Origin of the sequence: Amycolatopsis nigrescens CSC17Ta-90 (genome assembly GCF_000384315.1) — a bacterium.
Taxonomy (GTDB): domain Bacteria; phylum Actinomycetota; class Actinomycetes; order Mycobacteriales; family Pseudonocardiaceae; genus Amycolatopsis; species Amycolatopsis nigrescens.
On the sequence record NZ_ARVW01000001.1, the window covers coordinates 8,476,988 to 8,499,800 of the forward strand.

The following is a 22,813-nucleotide window of genomic DNA, read 5'->3' on the forward strand; positions in this document are numbered from 1 at the left end:
CTGCTTGCCGTCCCATCCACAGTGCTCACCCGAAGACGCGAGCCAGCCAGGGGTGCGGCGCGCATTACCGCACCACCACGGAGTTATAACACTTCGTACGGCACCGACCACTTAGGATCATCCACCTCCACCTACCCGCCGGTAGGCAGACCGGGAGTTTATTAGCCGTCGCCTTGATTAGCGCTCCAGCATAATTCGAGTCGTATCGCTACGTGAGGAGATAGTCGACAAAGCCCGACAAACCGCCATACGATGCGCTACGCTGCCATGCACTGGGGGAGGGTTGGCTTGAATCTTGCTCAACACCTCCGCAAAGCTGGTCGACGGAGTTCGAACGCTTGGCGTTCGAGGGAAGTGGTTGCGCAATGCAGATCAATGCCCTGGGTCCATTTGAGATCATTCGAAACAACGCGGATGTCACGCCAACGGCGCCCAAATTGCGGCAGGTGTGCGCGTTACTCGCCTTGCAGGTGAACTCACTGGTCTCGGCGGACCAGATCATCGAAGAGCTGTGGCAGGATCGTCCGCCCAACAGCGCGATGACCACCCTGCAGACCTACGTCTACCAGTTGCGCAAGCTGCTGGCGCTCAAGGCGCGCCCGTCTGGGCGCGGCAGCAGGATCAGGCGCGACACCGCGGCCGCGCAGAGCGAGGTCACCCTGCGCACCCATGCCGGCGGCTACATGCTCGAACTCGATTCCAACGCGCTGGACTGGTACCAGTTCGAGCAGCTGGTGAACCGGGGCTACCGGCAGATCGCCGGGGGTTCCATCTCCCCCGGGGTCAGCAGCCTCCGGGACGGGCTGGCCATCTGGCGCGGCAACGCGCTCAGCGACATCGGCCCCGGATCGGTCCTGCGCCGGGAGATCGTCCGGCTCGAGGAGCTCCGCAAGGCCGCGTTGGAGCAGCGGATCGACGCCGAGCTGCGGCTCGGCCGGCACCAGGAGCTGATCGGCGAACTCAGCGTGCTGGTCGCCCAGCAGCCGACCCACGAGGGCTTCTCGGCGAAGCTGATGATGGCGTTGAACCGCACCGGGCGCCGCACCGACGCGCTGAACGTCTACCAGCGCGCGCGTTCGGTACTCGCCAGGGAACTCGGCCTCGAGCCCTCCGACGAGCTGCGGAACCTGCACCAGACGATACTGGCCGGCGGGCCCGGCGCGGCGGCCCCCGAGCCGCCGGGGCATTTCGAGCTCTCCCTCAGCTATGAGAACAACGCCCCCAGCGCGGACTGGCTGCCGGCAACCGACGCCGTCGAGATCGGCAGGCAGGAGGAGCTGAGCACGATCTGCGCCGCACTGACCTCGCACCAGCCCGGCGCGCTGGTGATGGGCGGGCCCGGTTCGGGAAAGACCACCTTCGCGCTGCGCGCCGCCGAACGGGTACGGGACGAGTTTCCGGACGGCGTCTTCTACCTGCGCATGCTCAAGCGCGACCTGGCCCCCTTCCAGCCCAGCGAGCTGCCGCTGGAGCTGCTGCGGGTGGTTGGCGTGCCGAGCCACGAGCTGCCGGCCGAGCCGCACGAGCGGGCCGGGCTGTTCCGGCGCTGGGTCACCCAGCACAAGGCGCTGCTCATCCTGGACGACGTGGTGCTGCTCGACCAGGTGAAAGCGGCCCTGCCCGCGGGTTCCACCTGCGCGGTGCTGGCGGTCAGCAGGCGGCGGATCTACCACCCGGCGCTGCGCTGCACGGTCGAGATGCGGCCGGTGCCGCCGGAGTACGCGCTGCGGCTGCTCACCGAGCTGATCGGCAAGGACAGGGTGGCCCGCGATCCCGACGGCGCGCGCCGTCTCGTCGCGCTCTGCCACGGCTCGGTGCTCGGCCTCCGCGCGGCCGCGGCCAGACTGGAGCTGCGCCCGCACTGGACGATGTCCTATCTCGCCGAGCGGCTCGGGGGCAGGCCGCGCGGGCTGGACGAGCTGCTCGTCGACGGGCTGGACATCCGGAACAGCGTGGAGGCGAACCTCGCGATGCTGTCCGAGGACTACCGGCGCGACCTCGGCTCGATGGTGTCCGGGGGCACCGCGCAGTTCACCGCCGCCGGTGTCTCCAGCGAGCTGCAGATGGACCCGCACCGGGCCGAGCAGTTCCTCGAGGAGCTGGTCGAGTTCCAGCTGCTGGAGACCCATCTGCCCACCGAGCTCCGCGCCGGGCGCGACTTCGAGTACCGCTGCCCCGCGCTGGTGCGGCAGGTGATCGCCGAAACCGTCTGACGTCGTGAGTGAAAAGTGTTGCCGGGACAACACTTTTCACTCACGACCGCGGCCTCGTGACGTCGCCCCCAATTTCCCTCCACCGGTCCTTTAGCCGGGCCGGAAACAATTCACGCGGAGCCGGCGAGACACATCGGCGAGCGTGCACAACGCTCTTTCACCGAAACATGATGGGGCCGCGTGATGGGTGATGTTCTGCAGGTTGTTTTCGGAGTCGTCGCACTGGCCGGCAGCGGAATCGTGGCCGGGGTGTTCTTCGCCGTCGCGGTGAGCGTGCTCCCCGCGCTGCTCACTCTGCCACCCGCGCCCTATATCGAAATGCACAAGAAGCTGGGCCGCGGCTACCACCCGGCGATGCCGCTGATCGTGAACGGCGCGATGCTCGCCGAAATCGCCCTCGCCGTACTGGTGCCCGCCATCGCCCCGCGGCTGCTGTTCGCCGCCGCCCTGCTGCTCACCCTTGGCGTGCAAGGCGTGTCGCATCTGGCGAACGTGCCGATCAACCGGCGGCTGCTGGCCATCGACACCAGTGCCATCCCGGCCGACTGGAAGGACCCGCGGCCGGAATGGCGCAGCTGGCACAGCCTGCGCACGGCACTGGCCATGGCCGCGGTCACCGTCAACGCGCTCGCGGTCGCCCTGCTGCCGTGACCGCATCCCCCGCGCACCGGAACGAGGAGTAAACCGTTGGCAGACAACCAAAGCACCGCCGCAGGCAAGGTGCCGCTCCGCAACCCGAAGCTGGCCTTGGCCGCTGTGCTGGTGTCCTCGTTCATGAGCTTCTTCGACTTCACCGTCGTCTATGTCGCGCTGCCGGCGATCCAGGACGACCTGGCCACCAGCTACGCGGCGGTGCAGTGGGTGGCGATCGGCTACGCGCTGCCGTTCGCGCTGCTGCTGATCACCGGCGGCCGGATCGGTGACATCCTCGGTCACCGGCAGGCGTTCCTGATCGGACTGCTCGGCTTCACCCTCGCGTCCGCGGTGGCCAGTGTGGTCACCAGCGTCGGCCTGCTGGCGCTGACCCGGGTGCTGCAGGGCATCGCCGGTGCCGTGCTGGCGCCGCAGGTGCTCGCCCTGTTCCGCACCCTGGTGCCACCGGACAAGCGCGCGGGTGCGATGGCCGCCTATGCCGGGACCGTCGGCCTTGCCACGATGTCCGGGCCGATCCTGGGCGGGGTACTGGTCGGCGCGAACCTGTTCGGCCTCGGCTGGCGCAGCATCTTCCTGCTCAACGTCCCGCTCGGTCTCGTCGCCCTCGCCGGCGGTTTCCTCTGCCTGCCGGCCAGTCTCGGCCGGGGCAGGCTCCGGCTGGACTTCGGCGGCATCCTGCTCGCCACGGTCACCCTGCTCCTGCTGCTGTGCCCGCTGATGTACGGCCAGACCACGGGTTGGCCGTGGTGGGACTGGGCCGGACTGGCCGCGTTCCTGCCCGCGCTCGCCGTCTTCATCGGACATCAGCGCCGCCGCCACGGCACCGGGAAGGACACCCTGATCGCGCTTCCGCTGTTCCGGATGCGCGAGTTCAACGCCGGGATCGCGGTGAACTTCGTAGTCGCGTCGGTGCTGACCGGGTTCCTCTTCGTGTTCGCGGTGTACCTGCAGGACGGCCTCGGCTATCCGCCGCCGGTCGCCGGCGCCACCATGGCCATCGGCGCGGTCGCCACCACGGTCGCCTCGATGATGGCCCTGCGGCTGGTGAAACGGTTCGGCAGGCGGACGCTGGTCGTCGGCGCGGTGCTGGTCGTGGTGAGCTTCGGCCTGATCGTCACGTCCGTCCACTTCGCACAGACGCCGGCCGGTGCCGGTGAGCTGGCCGTCGCGCTGACCCTGTTCGGCCTCGGCACCGGGCTGGTGTCCACTCCGATCCTGAACATGACGATGAGCGCGGTCCCGGTCTCCGACGCCGGTTCGGCGGCCGGGCTGTTCACCACCTTCCGGCAGATCGGTGCCGCGGTCGGCGTCGCGCTCAACGGCGTCGTGTACTTCGCCGTGCTCGGCACCGGAATCGCGGAAAGCCACACCGGCGCGATCAAAGCGACCGCGCTCTTCGACGGCGGCGTCGGCATCGTGATGCTCGCACTGCTGCTGCTCGTGCCGCGCACGGCCGACGCGCCGGCGCCGGCCGTGCGGCCCGTCGCTCCCGCCACCACCCCGACGTCCTGAAAGGCAGCTATGACCATCGTTTCCGAACCGGCCACGGCCGTACCGCGGACCCGGCGCGGGCCGGGAACCCCGCTCGGCCTCCGGCGGCCGGTGGCGTTGCTGTTCCCCGGCCAGGGCGCGCAGCAGGTGCGCATGGCGGCCGGGCTGTACCGGCACAACGCGGTTTTCACCGACGTGATGGACACCGCCTTCTCGCTGTTCGGCCCCGAGGGAGCACGGATCCGCGCCGGCTGGCTGGCCGAGCAGGCGGACGACATGTTCGACGACGTCACCGTCGCCCAGCCGTTGCTCTACGCGGTCAACTGCGCGCTCGGCCGGATGGTGCTCGGCTGGGGCCTGCGCCCGGCGGCGCTGCTCGGGCACAGCGTCGGCGAGATGGCCGCGGCCACCCTGGCCGGTGTCTTCGGCCTCGACGACGGAGTGCGGCTGATGCGAGACCGGGTCGAAGCGTTCGCCGGCAGCGCGCCGGGCGGCATGCTCGCGGTGGCCGCCTCGGCCGCGGAGGTCGAACCGTACCTCTCCGGTGACGTGGTGGTCGGCGCGATCAACGCGGGCAGGCAGGTCATGCTCGCCGGTCCGGCCGGGCCGCTCGCCGAGGCCGGGGCCAGGCTGCGCGAGGCCGAGTTCACCTGCGTTCCGGTCAAGGCACGACAGGGTTTCCACAGCCCGATGCTGGCCGAGGCGGCGATGGCCTCCACCCGGGTGTGGGCCGAAACCGAGCTGCGGCCACCGGAGATCACCCTCTACTCCGCGTACCGGACCGCCGTGCTGACCGCCGAAGTCGCCCGCGACGTGGAGTTCTGGGCCGGCCAGCCCGCCGCTCCCGTCCACTTCGGACCGACCCTGGACGCACTGCTCGACGACGGCGACTGGCTGCTCCTCGAAGTGGGACCCGGCCAGGGCCTGAGCACACTGGCCCGCCGCCACCCGGCCGTGCGCGCCGGCCGGTCCGGCATCATCCCGCTCTCCCCAGCCCGCGCCCCCGGCGGCGCGGCCGACCGCCAGGCCGCGCTCAAGGCGGCCAACCGGATCTGGCTGGAGGGCCACCAACTCGACTGGGCGGCCGTCCGCGGCTGACCGGCTCACCGGAGAAAAGCACAACACACGAAGAAGGAGCGTCATGCCATACGCAGCGATCACCTACAACGTCAAACCCGGGTTCGAGGACGAAATCGAAGAGGTCTTCTCGAACTTCAAGCGGGTCAGCACGCCGATCATCCGCAACGCCGATGGCGAGGTCACCGGCCAGCTGCTCGGCAGCGCGGTGTTCATCAAGGACGCGTTCATGGTCCGGTTCATCCACTACGAAGGCTCGATCGCCGAGGTCGGCAGGCACATGGCCAGCCAGGGTGGCGTGCACGAGCTGGAGTCGAAGCTGCAGCCCTACCTGGCCGAGGAGCGGGACACCCAGTCCCCGGACAAGTTCCAGAAGCACTTCCGCAGCTCGATCATGCGCTCGATCGCGCAGCTGACCCCGGAAAACTACCCCGGCGCCACCGAATAGCGCCCCCGCGGGCCGCCGGGGCGGTGGGAGCCCCGGCGGCCCGCCCTACCCTTCCCGGAGGCCTTCGATGAACGCCGCGGCGTCATTCGAGAACATCCTGAACCTGGACACCATCCTCGCCGCGCTGCTCGTGGTGATCTGGGGCGTCGCGGGCTACAGCGCGGGCAGGCTCGCCGGCCGGCGGACCTTGCGCGGGCTGCGGGCCGGCGCCCGCCGCGGCCTCGGCTACCTGCTGCTCGGCCTGCTGCTGGCGCTGGCCCGCGCGGTGCTGATCGGCGTGACCGCGAGCTACGGCTGGGACTTCGCGGCCGACCGGATCCTGATTATCGCGCCGGTCCTGCTGCTGCCCGCGGTCGCCGTGGTGCTGCTCACCGCGCCGAGGCTGTTCCGGCTGGCGCGCCTGCCGGTCACCGACCGTGCCGCGGAAACCGGCCGGGACACCCGCCGGGAGGCCGCGTCCCCGATGTTGGTGCTGCCGGTGCACGCCACCGCCGTCGGCGCCGTCTTCGGCCTGTACTTCGGTTTCATCAACCCGGTCGCGCCACCGATCCTTGGCAGCGCGCTGTTCGCGCTGATCGGCTGGCTGTTGCTGGTCGCACTGCTGCACACCCGCCAGGTCCGGCGGCAGCGCAGGCTCGGCGGGCTCGAAGTGGCGGCGCTGCCCCGGCCGCTGGTGCGGATGTCGAAGGGACTGGCCGTGGTCACCGCGGCCGTGCTGGCCATCGCGGGCTCGCTGTTCTGGTCGGTGGAGTCGAGCAGGCTGCCGGCGCGGATCGACATGGGCGGGCACCACGCGCAGGCCGCCGGCGGCGGTGGGCACGGAGCCGCGCACGCGGCGACCGGAGCCGCGCCGGCCGACCAGCTCAGCGTGCCCGAACTGGTCGACCGCAGCACCGAGGAACCCGCACGGCGGTTCACCCTGGTCGCGCAGGACACCCGGATCCGGCTGGCCTCCGGCAAGATCGTCGACGGCAAGACCTTCAACGGCCAGGCCCCCGGCCCGGAGCTGCGGGTGCGCCAGGGCGAGCTGATCGAGGTCACCCTGGTGAACAGGATGGCCGCCACCAGCGCCACCATCCACTGGCACGGGATCAACGTGCCGAACGCGGCCGACGGGGTACCCGGCGTCACCCAGGACGCGGTGCAGCCTGGTCAGGAGTTCGTCTACCGCTTCCGGATCAACGAGGTGGGCACGCACTGGTACCACACGCACCAGGACTCGGCCGGCAACGTGTCCGCCGGGCTGTTCGGCGCGCTGCTCGTGGAGCCGCGCGAAGGCCCGCCCCCGCCCGCGCACGAGATCTTCGTGCCGATGCACGGCTGGCCGGTGGACGGCAAGAGCGTGCCCGCCTTCGGCACCGCGGATCTGCTGGACCGCCGGGCGATCCAGCCCGGCACCAAGGTCCGGCTGCGGGTGATCGACACCGACGTGATGCCGCGCCGGTTCGTGCTCGACGGCACCCCGTTCAAGGTCACCTCGCTGGACGGCACCCCGGTCAACGGCCCGACCGACCTCACCGACAAGCTGATCACCCTGGGCAGCGGCGGCCGGGCCGACCTGGAGTTCACCATGCCGGACCACCCGGTGCGGCTGACCTACCTGTTCGCCAAGGACAGCGGCCTGCTGCTCAGCCCGGACGGCACCGGCGACGTGACCCCGGTGTTCGACCGGCCCGACTTCGACTTCACCACCTACGGCACCCCGACCGCGACCCCATTCGGGCCCGCGAGCCGTTTCGACCGCGAGTACACCCAGCTGTTCGACAGCGAACCCGGTTTCTACGACGGCAAGTTCGCCTTCCTGTGGACCACGAACGGCAAAGTCTTCCCGGACGTGGAGAACCTGGTCGCGCGCGAGGGCGAGCTGATCAAGGTCAAGTTCGTCAACCGCAGCCGGTTCGACCACCCGATGCACCTGCACGGGCACAAGATGCTGGTGCTCAGCCGCGGCGGCCGCCCGGTCACCGGCAGCCCGGTCTGGCTGGACACCCTCGATGTCGACGTCGGCGAAGAGTGGGAGATCGCGTTCCGCGCGGACAACCCCGGCATCTGGATGGACCACTGCCACAACTTCCTGCACGCCCAGGTCGGCATGATGCTGCACCTGACCTACGAGAACGTCACCTCCCCCTACCAGATCGGCCCCGACACCCCCAACAACCCGTCCTAACCCCTGACCCCCTGGCAAATAGCCGGCTTTTCGCCCTTTCCGTTTGGGGCAAAAAGCCGGCTATTTGCCGTTCTGGGGGCGGGGCCGGCGAGTTCCGCACAGGGAGATGGCCCTGGCTGGGGGGGCAGCCAGGGCCATCGGGTGGGGAGGAGGGTCAGCTTGCTCGGCGGGTTTCGGCGTCTCGCTGTTCGGCGAGTTCGGCCATCAGGGAGGTGGTGTGCGTGCCGGCGCGGAACACCGGGTCGGCCAGCACCTCGCGCAGCACGCCGGCGGTGGTCCGCACGCCGCCGCCGGCGATGCGGAACTCGGCCAGCGCGCGGTCCATCCGGTTCAACGCGTCGGTGCGGTCCGCGCCCCAGGTGATCACCTTGGCCAGCAGCGAGTCGTAGTCCGGCGGGATCCGCCAGCCCTGGTAGGCGGCGGTGTCCACCCGCACGAACGGGCCGCCGGGAGTGACGAACTCGGTCAGCTCGCCGGGACACGGCGCGAAGTCGCGCGTCGGGTCCTCCGCGTTCACCCGGCATTCCACCGCGACCCCGCGCGGCGCCAGATCCTCCTGCCGGAACGACAGCGGCCTGCCCGCGGCGATGTTCAGCTGCTCGCGCACCAGGTCCACCCCGGTCACCATCTCGGTCACCGGATGCTCGACCTGGATGCGGCAGTTCACCTCGATGAAGGCCACCTCGTCGTCGTTCACCACGAACTCGAAGGTGCCGGCCCCGGTGTACCCCACCGCCTTCGCGCCGGCCACGGCCGCCTCGGTGAGCTGCCGGTAGACGGACTCGTCAAGACCCGGGGCCGGGCTCTCCTCGATCAGCTTCTGGTGCCGGCGCTGGACCGAGCAGTCGCGCTCGCCGAGGTGCACCACGTTGCCGTGCTCGTCGGCGAGCACCTGAACCTCGACATGACGGCCGCCCTCGAGAAAACGCTCCAGGTACACCCGCTCGTCCCCGAACACCGCCCTGGCCGCGGCCCTGGTGGCCCGGAACGCGGGCAGCAGCTCGTCCCAGCTCCGCACCACCGCGATCCCTTTACCGCCACCGCCGGCGACCACCTTGATGATCAGCGGCAGGCCGATCTCGTGCGCGGCCGAGACCACCTCGTCCGAGCCGAACACCGGCTCGGGCGTGCCGGCCAGCACCGGCAGCCCGGCCTCGGTCATCAGCCGCCGCGCCACCACCTTGTCCCCCAGCGAGCCCATCACCTCCGGCCGGGGGCCGACGAAGACCAGCCCGTTGCCCGCGCAGATCTCCGCGAAGTCAGGGTCCTCGGAAAGGAACCCGTACCCGGGGTGGACCGCCTGCGCACCCGTGCGCAGCGCGGCCTCGACGATCGCCGGCGGGTAGAGGTAGCTGCGTTTCGCTGCGCCAGGGCCGATCTGCACGGCCTCGTCGGCGGCGAGCACGGCCGCCGACTCGCGGTCCACTTCGGAATGCACCACCACGGACCGGACGCCGAGCTCCCGGCAGGTCCGGACCACCCGCAGCGCGATCTCGCCCCGGTTGGCCACCAGCACCGTCTCGAACGGCGGCCGCGTCACCGCGCTCACGCCTCTTCCACCGGCCTGAGCACCAGCAGCGGCTGGCCGTACTCCACCGGCTGCCCGTCCGCGGCCAGTATCTCCACCACCTCGCCCGGTGCCTCGGCGACGATGGAGTTCATCAGCTTCATCGCCTCGATGATCGCGACCTGCTGCCCGGCCTCCACCACGTCACCGACCGAGACGAACGGCGCGGCATACGGTTCCGGCGCGCGGTAGAACGTGCCCAGCAGCGGCGCGCGCAGCTCCACGCCTTCGCGCTCGGCCGGGGGCGGTGCCTCCGCCGGAACCCCCGGCGCCGGTGGCGGCCCTGCCGCCCACTCCACCTCCAGACTGGCGCAGCCGAACCGCAGGCTCACCCTGCTCGGGGTGTGCGGGGCGGCCCGCAGGATGTTCTGCACGCCGCTGCTCAGTACCCTGATCGCTTCCTCGGCACCCGGCTGCGGGAACTCCTGATCCATGGTCCGGATGTCCTCCTGCAGCCGCTGTTCCGGCGTCACTATCGGCACGCCCGTCATCTCCTGCCTCCTGTGTTCTGCTGAAAGTCGTTACGCCCCGGCCAGGCCGAAAGCGCGGAACCGGGCCCGCCTGGCGGCGACCAGCTCGTTCCCCGGACGGGCACGCAGCTCGCGCAACGCGGCGACCACCGACCGGCGGACCAGGTCGCTGGCCGCGTCCGGGTTCCGGTGCGCGCCACCGTCGGGCTCGGGCACCACCCCGTCCACGATGCCGAGCCGCAACAGCGAGCCGGCGTCCACCCGCAGCGCCCCCGCGGCACGGGTTGCCGCCCCCGGGTCACGCCACAGGATCGCCGCGCATCCTTCCGGGCTGATCACCGAGTAGATCCCGTTCTCGCTGACCAGCACCCGGTCCGCGACGGCGAGCGCGAGCGCGCCACCGCTGCCGCCTTCACCGGTGATCACGCTGACCACCGGCACCGGCAGCCCGCCCATCGTGCGCAGGCACTCCGCGATCGCCGCGGCCTGGCCCTGCTCCTCCGCCTCCAGCCCGGGATGCGCGCCTGGCGTGTCCACCAGCGCCACCACCGGTACCCGGAGTTTCGCCGCCAGCCGCATCAGCCGTTCGGCCTTCCGGTACCCCGAAGGCGACGGCATGCCGAACTGCCGCTTCACCAGCTCCGCGGTGCTGTGCCCCTTCTGGTGGCCGATGAACATCACCGGCAGCCCGTCCAGGGAGCCGAGGCCGCCGACGATCGCCGGGCAGTCCGAGCCGCGCCGGTCGCCGTGCAGTTCGACGAACCCGTCCGCCCAGTTGTCGATGTGGTCCAAAGTGGTCGGACGGGCCAGCTCGCGCGCGGTACGCAGCACCTCGTCCACCGGTTTCTCCGGCAGCAGCCCTGGATCCCGCAGCACCGGGTCGGTCACCGAGTGCCCCCAGCCGGTGCCGGCGGGGCGGGTCATCGACAGCAGGTTCGCCAGCATCCGCGGCAGCTCCGGCCGCGGCCGGACGTCGTCGACGTGCCCGTGCGACAGCAGGAACTCCGCGGTCTGGAAGCCTTCGGGCAGCCGCTGCCCGATGGTCTGCTCGATCACCCGCCTGCCGGCGAAACCCATCCGTGCGCCTGGCTCGGCGACGATGATGTCCGACAGCGTCGCGTAGGACGCGGCCACCCCGCCGAAGGTCGGATCGGTGACCAGCGTGATGGTCAGCAGGCCCGCCTCGTCGAGCTCGGCCATGGCGTTGCTGGTCTTGGCCATCTGCATCAGGGAGAGCACGCCCTCCTGCATCCGGGCGCCACCGGAAGCGGTGACCAGCAACAGCGGCGAGTCGTGCGCGATGGCGGCCTCGGCGGCGGTCGCGATCGCCTCCCCCGCCGCGCTGCCGAGGCTGCCGCCGAGGAACCGGAAGTCCATCGCGACCACCACCACCGAGTGCCCGTGCACGGCGCCGTGCGCCACCTGTACCGCGTCGTCGAGACCGGTGGCGCTCCTCGCCTTGGCCAGCCTGGTCGCATACGGCACCAGGTCGGTGAAAGTGAGCGGATCGTGCACCGCGGGGCGCGGTTCGACGGGCTTCGCCGAACCGTCGTCGAGCAGCTTGGCCAGCCGCTCCGCCGCCGTCATCGGACTGTGCCAGCCGCATTCCGGGCAGACTCCGGCGAAGCGGTCGAATCTCTTGCGGTACAACAACCCCTGGCATCGCCTGCAGACCAGCCAATCGGTCTGCTCGCTCTGCTGGGCCGCGCGCGGGCGGTTCACCATCTCGGTCATCTCTGGCCCCACTCGTCCTTCGGTCGTGGCTCCCCCGACGTACTTCCGCCCGCGGAACCTGGCCAGGACCCGGGGACCGCGTGCCCGCTCATGGCCGCGCCGACCACGATCAGCATGTCGACCAGCGCGGTGCCGATCTTCCGCCACCGGGCCCGGAGTGCTTCCTCTTCTTCCGGGGTTGGTGTCCGCATGATTGGACCTCCTCACCAACTCACCGGTTCGCGGCACGCGCTCACTCGTATGCCGCCGTCACCTGGTACACCCCGAACGGCCGGCCGGAACTGGTGTCCCGGAACGGCCGCAGCGGTGTCGTCGTCCTGCGGTGGTCGGCGCCCTGTTCCCATTCCTGGAAGGCCGCCATGCTCTCCCACGAGCTCAGCACCACGAACCCGTTCGGGTCCTGGACCGACCGCAGCAGCTCGTTGCCCAGCAGTCCGGGTACACCGGCCAGCTCCTTGCTCACCTCGTGGTAGGCGGCCTCGATCCCGGCGACGTCCTCGGTCGCGTTGAAGATCAGCACCCGCACCCCGCCGGTGGTACCGCCCATCAGCTCATCCCGCCGTCGACCGGGATCACCGCGCCGGTGACGAACGAGGACAGGTCGCTGGCCAGCCACAGCACCGCACCGGCGGCCTCGGTCGCCTTGCCGATCCGGCCGAAGGCGCTCTTCTTGCTGTACAAGGAGATCATCGCCTGACGCTGGTCGTCGGGCAGGTCGCGCAGGGTCTCGGTCTCGATCACGCCGAGGCGCAGGATGTTGAACCGGATACCGCGCTCGCCGAACTCCCTTGCCAGCGAACGGTTCAGGCCGATCAGGGCGGCCTTGGTTGCGGTGTAGTGCGCCCGCAGCTTCACCCCGGCCTCCACCGACCGCGACCCGATGCTGATCACCGAGCTGCCCTCGCCGAGCAGCGGCAGCGACTTCTGGATCACCATGTGCACCGAGGTGAGGTTGGTGGCGACCATCCGGTTCCACTCCTCGAACGGCAGCTCCGCATACGGGATGTGGCTGATCGTGCCGGCGTTGTTGACCAGCACGTCGAGCTTGCCGTGCAGCCGTTCGCACTCACCGATCAGCTCGGTCACCTGGTCCGGGTCGGACACGTCGGCGCGGATGATGCTGTGTTCGCCGCCGATCTCCTTGAGCTCGCGCTCCAGCGACGCGACGTGCTCGCTCTCCCGCCGATAGCAGGTCACCACGTCCACCCCGGCGCGGGCCAGGCCCAGCACCAGGCCGCGGCCGACGCCGCGGACACCACCGGTGACGAGCGCCTTCTTGCCCTTGAGACTCAGTTCCATTTTCCATTCCTCCAGCTGTCTTGTGTTGACGCGATGTGCGGACCTAGAGCGGCGTGCTCAGCACGGCGACCAGCGCCAGGCAGTTGACCAGGAAGGCCAACATGCCGAGCAGGCTGCGGCGCCGGTTCCACGGACCCCACACCGGCCGGGGGTCGCGTTCGGTGAAGTCGGCGGGCAGCTGCGCCGGCTCCAGCGTCTGCACGTAACGGTTTCCCGGCACGTTCTTGGTCAGCGAGATGACCCCGGTGGCCAGCGCCAACAGCGCCGACGTGGCGAACAGGGACTGGGCGACCGTGCCGTCCGCGGTCACCGCCAGCGTGAGGTCACCGAGGAAGGTGACGATCAGGCAGAGCGGCATCCAGGGGTCGTACCGGGTGGAGAAGAAGGCGTGCGCCCGAACGTAGTCGGCGTCCGGCAGCACCCGGAGGAACGGCCAGCCGCCGAGCTGGGTGGCCAGCAGCACGCCGGCCGCGAGCCCGTTCGCCAGCAGCACGAGCGGGACCAGAATGCCTGTCATCACCGACCTCCGCCGTGCTTCAGCCCGCTACCGGAAGACCGGCCGCGGCCTCGATCTTGTCCTTGATCAGCTTCTGCTGGACCTTGGTGTTGCGGTCCATCCGCGCGAACATGGCGGCGTCGTCCACCGGCAGGCCCGGCTTCATCTCGAAGTCCTGCACCCAGCGCATCCGCACGCCGCCGTCCTCGGTCTCCAGGTACTCCCAGTAGATCCACATGTACTTGAACGGCCCGGTCTGGATCCGCTGCGAGCGCACGGTCCTGGTCTCCTCGTCCGGGGTGCGCGCGGAGATCCAGTCCCAGACCTTCCCGGTCTCGTCCGGGTGCAGGGCGAGCCGGAAGATCACCGTTTCGTCCCGCCGTTCGATGATCTCCGCGGCGGAGTACTCGCTGAACAGCTGCGGCCACGACTCGATGTCGTTGGTCATCTTCCAGACCAGGTCCATCGGCGCGTTGATGACGATCTCGTTGTCCGTGTGTCCTGACATGTTTCTGCCCTTCCCGGTTTCAGTCGCGCTTTTCCAGCACGACGGCGGCGTCCTCGTCCCCGCGGCCCGCGGAGATCACCGACTCGTACTGCAGCGCCGCCTGCTCCACCAGCGGCAGGCTGACGTCGAGCGCCGCCGATTCCTGTGCCGCGAGCCGGAGGTCCTTGTGCATCAGCACGCTGCGGAACCCGGCCGGCCGGTAGCTGCGCTCGAGCATGAAGTCCGCGCGGAACCCGAGTGCGAAGGCGCCCCAGGCCATGTCCCGCAACGCGCCGACCACGAGCTCACGGTCCAAACCGGACGCTTCGGTGAAGTTCAGCGCCTCGGCCAGCCCGGCGGTCTGCACGCCCAGCATCAGGTTGAAGGCCAGCTTCAGCGAGCTGGCCGTCCCTGGTGCACCCAGGTAGCGGACCTGCTGGCCGATCGCGTCCAGCACGTCCCGCACACTGTCCACTGCGGACTCTTCACCGGCGGCGAAAACGCGGAGCTGACCGGAGTTGGCCATCTTCGGGTTGCCCACCACGCAGGCTTCCACCCGCGAGTTGCCGTGCTCGGCCAGCCGCTGGGCGGCGCGGCGCGCGTAGTCCGGGGACACCGTCGAGGTGTCGATCACCTGCTGCTCCGGACGCAGCTTGCCGAGCACGGAACCGAACAGCACCTCTTCGACCGCCCGCTCGTCGGCGAGGCTGATCAGCACCACGTCGGCGTCCGCCACCGCTTCGGCCGGGCTGTCCGCCCGCGACGCGCCGGCCGCCACCAGCGAGTCCGCCTTGGCCGCCGTCCGGTTGTACACCGTGACCCGGAACCCGGCGCTCAGCAGCGCGTGCGCCATGCCGCCGCCCATGCCGCCGAGGCCGAGCACCGCGATCGATCGAGTGCCCATGGTCAGATCCCCCCGTCCACGGTGATGTTGGCGCCGGTCACGTACTTGGCGGCGTCACCGGCCAGGAACAGCACCGAGGCGGCGACCTCCTCCGGCTGGCCGATCCGGCCGAGCGCGGTCATCGCGGCGAGCCGCTCCAGCACGTGCGGCGGCAGGCCGGCGCCTGGCTCGGTTTCGGTGACCCCCGGCGAGACCAGGTTGACCCGGATACCGCGCGGGCCCGCCTCCTTGCACAGCGCCCTGGTGAACCCGATCAGCGCGGCCTTGGCGGTGGTGTAGTGCACCGCGTTCGGCCTGCCGCGGCTGGCCACCGACGACCCGATGCTGATCACCGAGCCGCCGTCGGCCAGCGCCGGCAGCGCCGCCTGGGTGACCAGGTAGGTGGCGGTCACGTTGCTGTCCATCACCCGCTGCCATTCGGCGGTGTCCAGCTTGCCCAGCGGGGCCATGCCGTCCACTCCGACGTTGTTGACCAGGACGTCGAGTCCGCCGAGCGCACCGGTGGCGGTCTCGACCAGTCCGGCGGCGTCCTCGGCGCTCGTCACGTCCGCCTGCACGACCTGGTGCTGGTCGCCGATTTCCTTCAGCTCACGGGTGAGTTCCGCGGCCGCCTCGGCATCGGTGTGGTAGCAGGTCACGACGGTGGCTCCGGCACGCGCGAACGCGAGCACCGTCGCCCGGCCGATCCCCTTGGTTCCTCCGGTCACAAGCACCCGCTTGCCCGACAATCCTTGATCCACCGGACATTCCCTTCTGCTGCGTCGGTCGTGAGTCACGCTGGCGGACACCATGCAGACGCGGGTTCGGGCGTCACTCGAAACGTGATCCAGCCGATTTCCCACCAGTCGCGGCCCTGGTTCGCGAGCCCTTTCCTCAGGCCGTTTTCGAGCGGGACGCGAGCCGGACGTGGTTGTGCCGCTAGCCGACGCGGGCACGCTGTCCGGCATCCGACGCCGCATCGGCGACGTCACAGGTACGCAGGGGGTACCGCATGAAACTCGGCGTCAGCTTGACCCCGGGCAGAGCACTGGAACTGGCCAGGGAAGCCGAACGGCTCGGCTTCGCCACCGCACTCGCACCGGAGGGGGACCGCGACGCGATCACCGTGCTCAGCTGGGTGGCCGGGCAGACCGAACGGATCGGGCTGGTCTCCGGGGTCTGCCAGATCCCCGGCCGCACCCCGGTGCTCGCCGCGAGTACCGCGGCCACCCTGAACTCCTTGTGCGGCGGCCGTTTCCGGCTCGGGCTCGGCATTTCCAACTCGTTCACCGCGGACAGCAGGCACGGGCAGCCTTTCCGCGGGCCGCTCGGCCGGACCAGGGAGTACCTGGAGATCATCCGGATGGTGCTGCGCGGCGAACCCGTGCGCCTGCGCGGCGAGCACTACACGGTCCCGTTCTCCGAGCACCTCGACGGCTTCCGCGCCGCGTCCGATCCGCACGCCACCCCGATCCTGCTGGCCGCGATCGGTCCGGGGAACTTGGAGCTGGCCGGGGAGATCGCCGACGGCTGGATCGGGTCCTTCTGCTCACCGGCACAGGTGGAGAAGGCGCTGCCCAGCCTGCGAGCGGGCCGCGAACGGGCCGGCGCGACGCTGGACGGCTTCGAGATCCTGCTGACCGTGCCGATCGCGGTCGGCGACGACCCGCGTGCGCTCGCCGAGCCGATCAAGAGGTACGTCGCGAAGTTCCTCAGCCTCGGGCACCGCGAGCGGAACTTCTACTACCGGCTCGCCGCCGAGCAGGGACTGTCCGAAGAGGCGGACCGAGTGCAGAGCCGCTACCTCGCCGGTGATCCGGACGGCGCCGCGGCGGCGGTGCCCTTCGAGTTCGTCGACGCGATGGCCCTGCTCGGTCCCCCGGACCGCATCCGCACCAGGCTGGGCCAGTACGCCGACGCCGGGGCGAGCACCCTGTGCGTGGGACCGTCCGCGCCGACCCTGCCGGAGCAGCGGGCCGCGCTGCAGGTGGCCGCCGCAGTGCTGCCTGCCGGCGCGCACTGATCACGACCCACCTCCAAGCCGCCCTCCACGCGGCTTCGAGGTGCGGCTGCCAGGGTCGGTTCCGCAGAGAGCGCGGCCCGCCGTTCGCCCGTGCGATGCCGCGCACGACCCGACTTCCGAACCCGGAAAGGTAACCGATGTCTGGTGTTGTCGGCTGGATCGACTTCTCGAGGAACCTGCGGCTGCACCGGCCGATCATCACGATGCTGGCGTCCACACTGGCGCAACGCGGCCCGGACACCGAGTCGGTGTGGGTTTCACCGGCCGCGGCGCTCGGCTACCGCGGGCTCGCCGCCGATGGTGCGCCCTGCCAACAGCCCGCCGTGATCGAGTCGGACGGCCGCACCGTCGCCGCCTGCGTGGCCGGCTCCCCCTTCGGCCTGGACGAGCTGCGGGCCAGGCTGCGGTCGTCCGGGGTCGCGGTGACCCCGGACGCTTCCGCCGCCGAGCTCGTCGCACACGCTTTCCTGCGCTGGCAGGACGAGTTCATCCCGGCGCTGGCCGGCTCCTTCGCACTGTCCATCTGGGACTCCCGCGCCGAGGAGCTGCTGCTGGCGCGCAGTGCGATGGCCGGACAGGGCCTCTACTACGCGAACACGGCCACCGGCGTGGTGTTCGGCTCCGAGCGCAAGGCCGTGCTCGCCCACCCGGAGATCTCCTCGGCGGTGGACATCGACGGCATGCGCGAGGTGGTCACGCACGCGCTGCCGCCAGGTCCGCTGTTCCGCGACCTCGGCCAGGTGAACGGGGCGGAGATCGCCCGGTTCACCCGCAACGGCTGGAAACGCCGCAACTACTGGAAGTTCGAGAGCAGGCCGCACACCGACGACGCGGACACCACGATCAGGAACATCCGCGAAATGCTCGAGGAGAGCATGCGGCACAACCTGCCTGCCGACCCGTCCAAGCTCACCGTGATGCTCTCCGGCGGGATCGACTCCTCTTCGGTCGCCGCACTCGCCGCGGCCGAGCTTCGCCGCCGGGGCAGTGCGGACCGGCTGAAGACCTTCACCATCGACTACGTGGACGACGAGTTCAAAGCGGACGTCATGCGCGTGACCAAGGACGCACCCTTCGCCGAGCTCGTGGCCGAGCACATCGGCGCCGAGCAGACCACGGTGCGGCTGGAGGCCACCGACACCCTGGACCCGCTGATCCGGATGGGCATCCTGCGCGCCAACGACGGCCCGACCCGGATCTACGACATGGACGCGGCACAGCACCTGTTCCTGCAGCACGTTTCCGCGCAGGGCAACAAGATCGCGTTCACCGGCTACGGGGCGGACAACGCGTTCCTCGGCGCGAACTGGTCCAACGACAAGGGCCTGATCGAATCCGGCACCTTCCCCTGGGTCGCGCTGGCCCAGCGGTTCGGCGCCATGAACGGGTTCGGCACCGGTCTGCTCAACCCGGACTTCCTGGCCAAGCTGGACCTGCAGGCCTACTACCGGGACACCTACGCGACCGCGGTCGGCCAGGTGGAGCACCTGCCCGGCGAGGACGAGTGGCAGCGCACCATGCGCCGGGTCTCCTACCTGGTGCTGACCCTGTTCCGCAGCGACCAGCCGGTGTTCGCCGACGCCGGGCTGCAGGCGCGTTCTCCGATCAGCTCGGCGAAACTGCTGCAGTACGCCTACAACATCCCGATCGAGATGCAGAAGCACGGCGGCCACGAAAAGGGCCTGCTGCGCGCGGCGGTCGCCGATCTGCTGCCCGACGAGATCGTCACCCGGCCGCGCAGCGCCGCCCCGGTCAGCCATCACCCCGGCTACCCGCGGCGGTTGCAGGAGGAGTTCAAGGCGCTGTTGGCCGACCCGCAGGCACCGGCCAGGTCGCTGATCGACCTTCCGGCCGCGACCGAACTGGCCGACCAGCCGGAACGGATCGCGAAGGACCGGCTGGCCCGCGCAGACATCGAACTCGCGCTGCAGATGAACCTGTGGATCGAGCAGTACCACGTGCGCCTGGCGCTCTAGCTCATTCGACGCCGGCATGCGCGGCTCGCGGTGTGCGGGGACAGAACCAACGGAGGCGGAGAATGATTTGCGATAGTGTCCTCGACACGATCGGCCGTACGCCGGTGGTCCGGCTGCGCCGGGTCACCGTGCCGAACGGCTCGGAGATACTGGTCAAGCTCGAGGCGTTCAATCCTGGTGGCAGCATCAAGGACAGGGCGGTGCTCTCCATGGTGACCCACGCCGAACGGGACGGCAGGTTGCAGCCGGGCGGCACCATCGTGGAGTCCACCTCGGGCAACGTGGGCAAGGCGCTCGCGCTGATCGGCGCGGTGCGCGGCTACCGGGTGATCCTGGTGGTCGACCCGAAGGCACCGGCCTCGATGCTGAAGTACGTCTCGGCGCTCGGCGCGGAGATCGTGCTGGTCGACACGCCGGACGCGCAGGGCTGGTACCAGGGCCCGCGGATCGAGCGGGTGAAGCAGCTCGTCTCGGTCATCCCGGACTCGTTCTGGCCGGACCAGTACAACAACCCGGACAATCCGAGGGCGCACGCCGAGCACACCGGGCGCGAGCTGCTCGGCGACGTGCCCAGGTTCGACGCGCTGGTCACCGCGGTCGGCACCGGCGGGCACATCAGCGGCACCTCGGCCACGGTCAAGCGCGCGCTGCCGAACGTGGTGACGATCGGGGTGGACGCGAAGAACTCGGCGACCTTCGGGCACCCGTTCAGCGAGTGGTCCGACGGCGGCCCGAGCCGGATCCGCGGGCTCGGCCTGATGTGGCAGCCGGGCTGCCTCGACCGTTCCGTGGTGGACCGGGTGCAGCTCGTCGCCGACCACGAGGGCATCGCCACCACCAGGCTGCTGGCCACCGAGGAGGGCGTGCTGGTCGGCGAGTCGGCCGGGGCGGCCGTGTTCGGCGCGCTGCACCACGCGCACGAGAACCCGGGCAGCCGGATCGTGGTGATCGCACCGGACGACGGCGCGAACTACCTCGGCGAGACCTTCGACGACGGCTGGCTGGCCACCCGCGGCCTGCTCGAACCGATCGAGAACGCCGGACTGACCACTGTGGACGGACTGCTGACCGCGGCCAGCCTGCCCACCTGCCCGGCGGTGGCGCTGGCGGACGTGGTCGAAGAGCAGCTCGTGCAGAGCGGCTGACCCCGACGATGCTGGCCAATGTGAACCGCATCGCGCGGCGGATGGACGAGCTCGGGCTGGACGCGATCGTCGCCACCACCTTCGAGAACGTCTTCTACCTGACCGGAATCGCGAGCGTCACGATGGAGGTTGTGCCGCACGTCGGGCAGTGCTATGCGGTGCTCACCCGCGACCGGCCCGCGCACCCGAGGCTGGTCTCCACCCGGTGCGACATGGACCAGTTCCTGGACGCGCTGCCGGAGCTCGACGAGATCGTCGGCTACGGCTCGTTCTTCCGCGAGGAGGAGTCAGCGGCCGGGCTGACCGGCGAGCTGGAGCGGCTGCGCCAGGTCACCGAGACCGGCCCAAGGCCGGCGACCGCGCTCGACGGCCTGGTGCACGCCCTGCGCTCGGCCGGGGTCGCCGGCGGCCGCATCGCGGTCGACGAAGGCTCGGTGCCGCACGGGTTCCTCGACGAGCTCGCCGGGCAGCTGCCCGGCGCGCGGATCGTCACCGGTGCGGAAACGCTGCGCTGGGTGCGCAAGGTCAAGACCGAGCCGGAACTGCGCCGGCTGGCGGGTTCGGCCGCGGTCACCGAGCAGGGCATCCGCGCGGCGATCGCGCTCGCCAGGCCGGGGGTCACCGAGCTCGAACTGGTGCGCGAGTTCGAGCGCACGGTGGCCGGGGCGGGCGGCAGGCCGAAGTTCACCCTGGTCAAGTTCGGCGCCGCGGGCGTGGCCGGGCAGACCGCGCCGCGCGGTGACGTGCCGCTGCGCGCCGGCGACGCGATCTGGATGGACGTCGGCTGCGTCTACCAGGGCTACTGGTCCGACATCGCCAGGGTGCACAGCTTCGGCGAGCCCTCGGACAAGCTCGCCAAGTACCACGCGGCCGTGCTGGCCGGGCAGGAGCGGGCGATCCGCGACACGCGGCCGGGCATGTCGGGCCGGGAGGTGTTCGAACTGACCGTGGAGGCCGTGCGCGAATCGGGTATGCCGCACTACCGGAGGCAGAACGTCGGGCACGGGATCGGCGTGGAGATCTACGACCACGTCCTGCTCACCCCGACCACCGAGGAACTGCTCGAAGAGGACACCGTGGTCAATATCGAGACGCCTTATCATGAGTTCGGCTTCGGTGTGGTCCAAGCAGAAGACCCCTTCGTACTCCGCGGCGGCGGAAACGAACTGCTGACCACGCTGCCGCGCGAGCTCGCGGTCCTGCCCGTGCGCTGAAAGGATCGCGACGGAACTAGATCGTGTATTGCGTCGGTGCCCCGAAGAGGGCACACTTACCCATCGATCACTTACAGCGTGTGTTTGGTTATGTGCTATCTGTGTCGATCTTTGGTGAATTGACGCACAATCTGAGGAAAGACCGCACGAACCCGCACATCCGAGCTAGGCTAGGCGCATGTCAGTTGCGCTGGAGAACGTACTAGCCAAGGCCGGACTGCGAGTGGACGCCGACGCGTTTCTCACACTCGTCGAAGACGCGGCCAGGAGGCTCTCTCCACCCAATCCCGATCCTTCGCTCTACTTCACCCCTGACCAGCGGGCCGTCCTCGCCGACGTCGGCCTTGACCTCTCCCCGCACACCGAGGGCGAGACGGACTTCCGGGCCCGCACGGTCGCCGCGCACGCGGTACTGGCGGACTCCGCGCTCACCGTGATCACCGCGGCGCGCACGCTGGGCGTGGACCCCAGCCGGATCCGGCACCGGCTCTCCGAGGGCAGGCTGAGCGGCTGGAAGGACCAGGGCGGCTGGCGGCTGCCCGCCTGGCAGTTCACCGGCAGCGGGGTGCTGCCCGGCTTGGAGACGGTGCTCGCGGCACTGCCAGAGGACCAGCCCGCGCTGGTCATCGCGGCTTTCATGAGCAACCAGCAGGCCGATCTCGAGATCAACGCCAAACCGGCGACTCCCCGCCAGTGGCTGCTGGCGGGCGGTGACCCGGAGCGCGTCGCTACCCTGGCTTCTGCCCTGGGTACGCCCGCCTAAGCTGGTTCAGGCCACCGAGATCACGAGAAACAGGTAACCGCACGAATGGCACGGCTCCCCCTGCCGCCCGCGCGCGCTGTCCTGGTCAACGAACTGCACCCCACCGAAGACATCGTCGCGGTGCACCCGGGGACCAGGCTGGTGCGCATTTTCACCGCGCACGGCAACCACCCGCAGCAGTGGAACTCGTTCCGCTACACCGGTCCGCTCCCGCACGGCCGCTTCGACCAGCACCGGCCAGCCCGCGGCGGCAAACCGGTCACCGACCGTGGAAACGGCGTGCTGTACTTCGGCCTGTCCGTTCGCACCAGCGTTGCCGAGGTGTACCAGACGACCTCCACCGTGGACCGGACCACCAGGGGACCGCGGCTGGTCGTGGTCCGGCCGACCCGCACCCTGCGCCTGCTCGACCTGTCCGGGCTGTGGCCGACCAGGGTCGGCGCGTCCCAGGAGATCTCCAGCGGCCCGAAACGGATCACCCAGGCCTGGGCGCGGGCGATCCGCTCCGCCTTCGGCGACCTGGACGGGCTCTGGTACCGCTCGTCGATGGACTCCGGCGACCCCGCGCTGTGCCTCTGGGACCCGCCGGCCGGGTCCGCGCTGCCGGTGGCGCCCGACGTGCTGCTCCAGCTCGACCACCCCGGCCTGGACGTGCCGCTGGGCCGGGTCTGCGAAGAGCTGAACTACGTACTGCTCAACTGAC

Annotated in this window: 22 protein-coding genes; 12 read left to right on the forward strand and 10 right to left on the reverse strand. The window is 70.2% G+C overall.

Annotation, left to right across the window (positions count from 1 at the left end):
- Positions 1-365 precede the first annotated feature (365 nt).
- From AMYNI_RS46575 to AMYNI_RS0140105, 6 genes are all read left to right on the forward strand, one after another.
- Positions 366-2,213: an AfsR/SARP family transcriptional regulator gene (locus AMYNI_RS46575; protein WP_084628594.1), complete on the forward strand. Its 1,848-nt coding sequence runs from the start codon at positions 366-368 to the stop codon at positions 2,211-2,213.
- Between the two features lie 183 nt (positions 2,214-2,396).
- Positions 2,397-2,864, forward strand: coding sequence for an anthrone oxygenase family protein (locus AMYNI_RS0140085; RefSeq protein WP_020673774.1), 468 nt, complete (start codon positions 2,397-2,399; stop codon positions 2,862-2,864).
- 36 nt (positions 2,865-2,900) lie between these two features.
- On the forward strand, positions 2,901-4,379 hold the full coding sequence (locus AMYNI_RS46580) for an MFS transporter (RefSeq protein WP_020673775.1): 1,479 nt from the start codon (positions 2,901-2,903) through the stop codon (positions 4,377-4,379).
- 9 nt (positions 4,380-4,388) lie between these two features.
- Positions 4,389-5,456 carry an acyltransferase domain-containing protein gene (locus AMYNI_RS0140095; protein WP_020673776.1) on the forward strand — a complete coding sequence of 356 codons (1,068 nt, stop codon included), beginning with the start codon at positions 4,389-4,391 and terminating at the stop codon, positions 5,454-5,456.
- A 43-nt stretch (positions 5,457-5,499) separates the two neighbouring features.
- Entirely contained in the window at positions 5,500-5,883 is a 384-nt protein-coding gene (locus AMYNI_RS0140100; RefSeq protein ID WP_020673777.1) for a SchA/CurD-like domain-containing protein, read from the forward strand.
- Positions 5,884-5,950: 67 nt separating this feature from the next.
- Positions 5,951-8,053: a multicopper oxidase family protein gene (locus AMYNI_RS0140105; protein WP_020673778.1), complete on the forward strand. Its 2,103-nt coding sequence runs from the start codon at positions 5,951-5,953 to the stop codon at positions 8,051-8,053.
- 154 nt (positions 8,054-8,207) lie between these two features.
- On the opposite strand, the gene AMYNI_RS0140110 is transcribed toward AMYNI_RS0140105, so the two are convergent.
- From AMYNI_RS0140110 to AMYNI_RS0140150, 10 genes are read right to left on the reverse strand one after another with little or no spacing between them, the layout of a single operon-like run.
- The gene (locus AMYNI_RS0140110) at positions 8,208-9,602 is read right to left on the reverse strand and encodes an acetyl-CoA carboxylase biotin carboxylase subunit (RefSeq protein WP_020673779.1); all 1,395 of its coding nucleotides are present in this window, start codon (positions 9,600-9,602) and stop codon (positions 8,208-8,210) included.
- Positions 9,599-10,111: an acetyl-CoA carboxylase biotin carboxyl carrier protein gene (locus AMYNI_RS0140115; protein WP_020673780.1), complete on the reverse strand. Its 513-nt coding sequence runs from the start codon at positions 10,109-10,111 to the stop codon at positions 9,599-9,601. The genes AMYNI_RS0140110 and AMYNI_RS0140115 overlap by 4 nt, the downstream gene beginning before the upstream one ends.
- A 30-nt stretch (positions 10,112-10,141) precedes the next feature.
- Positions 10,142-11,824 (reverse strand): acetyl-CoA carboxylase, carboxyltransferase subunit beta, encoded by a 1,683-nt coding sequence (gene accD, locus AMYNI_RS0140120; RefSeq protein WP_020673781.1) that lies wholly within the window; start codon positions 11,822-11,824, stop codon positions 10,142-10,144.
- The gene (locus tag AMYNI_RS49455; RefSeq protein ID WP_157357695.1) at positions 11,821-12,015 is read right to left on the reverse strand and encodes a hypothetical protein; all 195 of its coding nucleotides are present in this window, start codon (positions 12,013-12,015) and stop codon (positions 11,821-11,823) included. Before AMYNI_RS49455 ends, accD begins: the two co-directional genes overlap by 4 nt.
- 41 nt (positions 12,016-12,056) lie before the next feature.
- Entirely contained in the window at positions 12,057-12,371 is a 315-nt protein-coding gene (locus AMYNI_RS0140125; RefSeq protein WP_020673782.1) for an antibiotic biosynthesis monooxygenase family protein, read from the reverse strand.
- Positions 12,371-13,123, reverse strand: a complete 753-nt coding sequence (locus tag AMYNI_RS0140130) for an SDR family NAD(P)-dependent oxidoreductase (protein ID WP_020673783.1) — start codon at positions 13,121-13,123, stop codon at positions 12,371-12,373. The genes AMYNI_RS0140125 and AMYNI_RS0140130 overlap by 1 nt, the downstream gene beginning before the upstream one ends.
- A gap of 43 nt (positions 13,124-13,166) precedes the next feature.
- Complete coding sequence (locus AMYNI_RS0140135; protein ID WP_020673784.1) at positions 13,167-13,640, reverse strand: anthrone oxygenase family protein; 474 nt, start codon at positions 13,638-13,640, stop codon at positions 13,167-13,169.
- Positions 13,641-13,659: 19 nt separating this feature from the next.
- Positions 13,660-14,127, reverse strand: a complete 468-nt coding sequence (locus tag AMYNI_RS0140140; protein ID WP_020673785.1) for an SRPBCC family protein — start codon at positions 14,125-14,127, stop codon at positions 13,660-13,662.
- Between the two features lie 19 nt (positions 14,128-14,146).
- On the reverse strand, positions 14,147-15,010 hold the full coding sequence (locus AMYNI_RS0140145; protein ID WP_020673786.1) for an NAD(P)-dependent oxidoreductase: 864 nt from the start codon (positions 15,008-15,010) through the stop codon (positions 14,147-14,149).
- Between the two features lie 2 nt (positions 15,011-15,012).
- Positions 15,013-15,717: an SDR family oxidoreductase gene (locus AMYNI_RS0140150; RefSeq protein WP_020673787.1), complete on the reverse strand. Its 705-nt coding sequence runs from the start codon at positions 15,715-15,717 to the stop codon at positions 15,013-15,015.
- A 284-nt stretch (positions 15,718-16,001) separates the two neighbouring features.
- Between AMYNI_RS0140150 and AMYNI_RS0140155 the strand changes: the two genes are divergently transcribed.
- The 6 genes from AMYNI_RS0140155 (at position 16,002) to AMYNI_RS0140180 (ending at position 22,812) form a co-directional block, all read left to right on the forward strand.
- The gene (locus AMYNI_RS0140155; protein ID WP_020673788.1) at positions 16,002-17,012 is read left to right on the forward strand and encodes an LLM class flavin-dependent oxidoreductase; all 1,011 of its coding nucleotides are present in this window, start codon (positions 16,002-16,004) and stop codon (positions 17,010-17,012) included.
- A gap of 137 nt (positions 17,013-17,149) precedes the next feature.
- Positions 17,150-18,988 (forward strand): asparagine synthetase B family protein, encoded by a 1,839-nt coding sequence (locus AMYNI_RS0140160; protein WP_020673789.1) that lies wholly within the window; start codon positions 17,150-17,152, stop codon positions 18,986-18,988.
- A gap of 62 nt (positions 18,989-19,050) precedes the next feature.
- On the forward strand, positions 19,051-20,133 hold the full coding sequence (locus AMYNI_RS46585) for a PLP-dependent cysteine synthase family protein (protein ID WP_051116413.1): 1,083 nt from the start codon (positions 19,051-19,053) through the stop codon (positions 20,131-20,133).
- Positions 20,134-20,153: 20 nt separating this feature from the next.
- The gene (locus AMYNI_RS0140170) at positions 20,154-21,347 is read left to right on the forward strand and encodes a M24 family metallopeptidase (RefSeq protein ID WP_211225547.1); all 1,194 of its coding nucleotides are present in this window, start codon (positions 20,154-20,156) and stop codon (positions 21,345-21,347) included.
- A gap of 178 nt (positions 21,348-21,525) precedes the next feature.
- The gene (locus AMYNI_RS0140175; RefSeq protein ID WP_026361532.1) at positions 21,526-22,110 is read left to right on the forward strand and encodes a hypothetical protein; all 585 of its coding nucleotides are present in this window, start codon (positions 21,526-21,528) and stop codon (positions 22,108-22,110) included.
- Positions 22,111-22,155: 45 nt separating this feature from the next.
- Positions 22,156-22,812 (forward strand): RES family NAD+ phosphorylase, encoded by a 657-nt coding sequence (locus AMYNI_RS0140180; RefSeq protein ID WP_020673793.1) that lies wholly within the window; start codon positions 22,156-22,158, stop codon positions 22,810-22,812.
- Position 22,813: the final 1 nt, after the last annotated feature.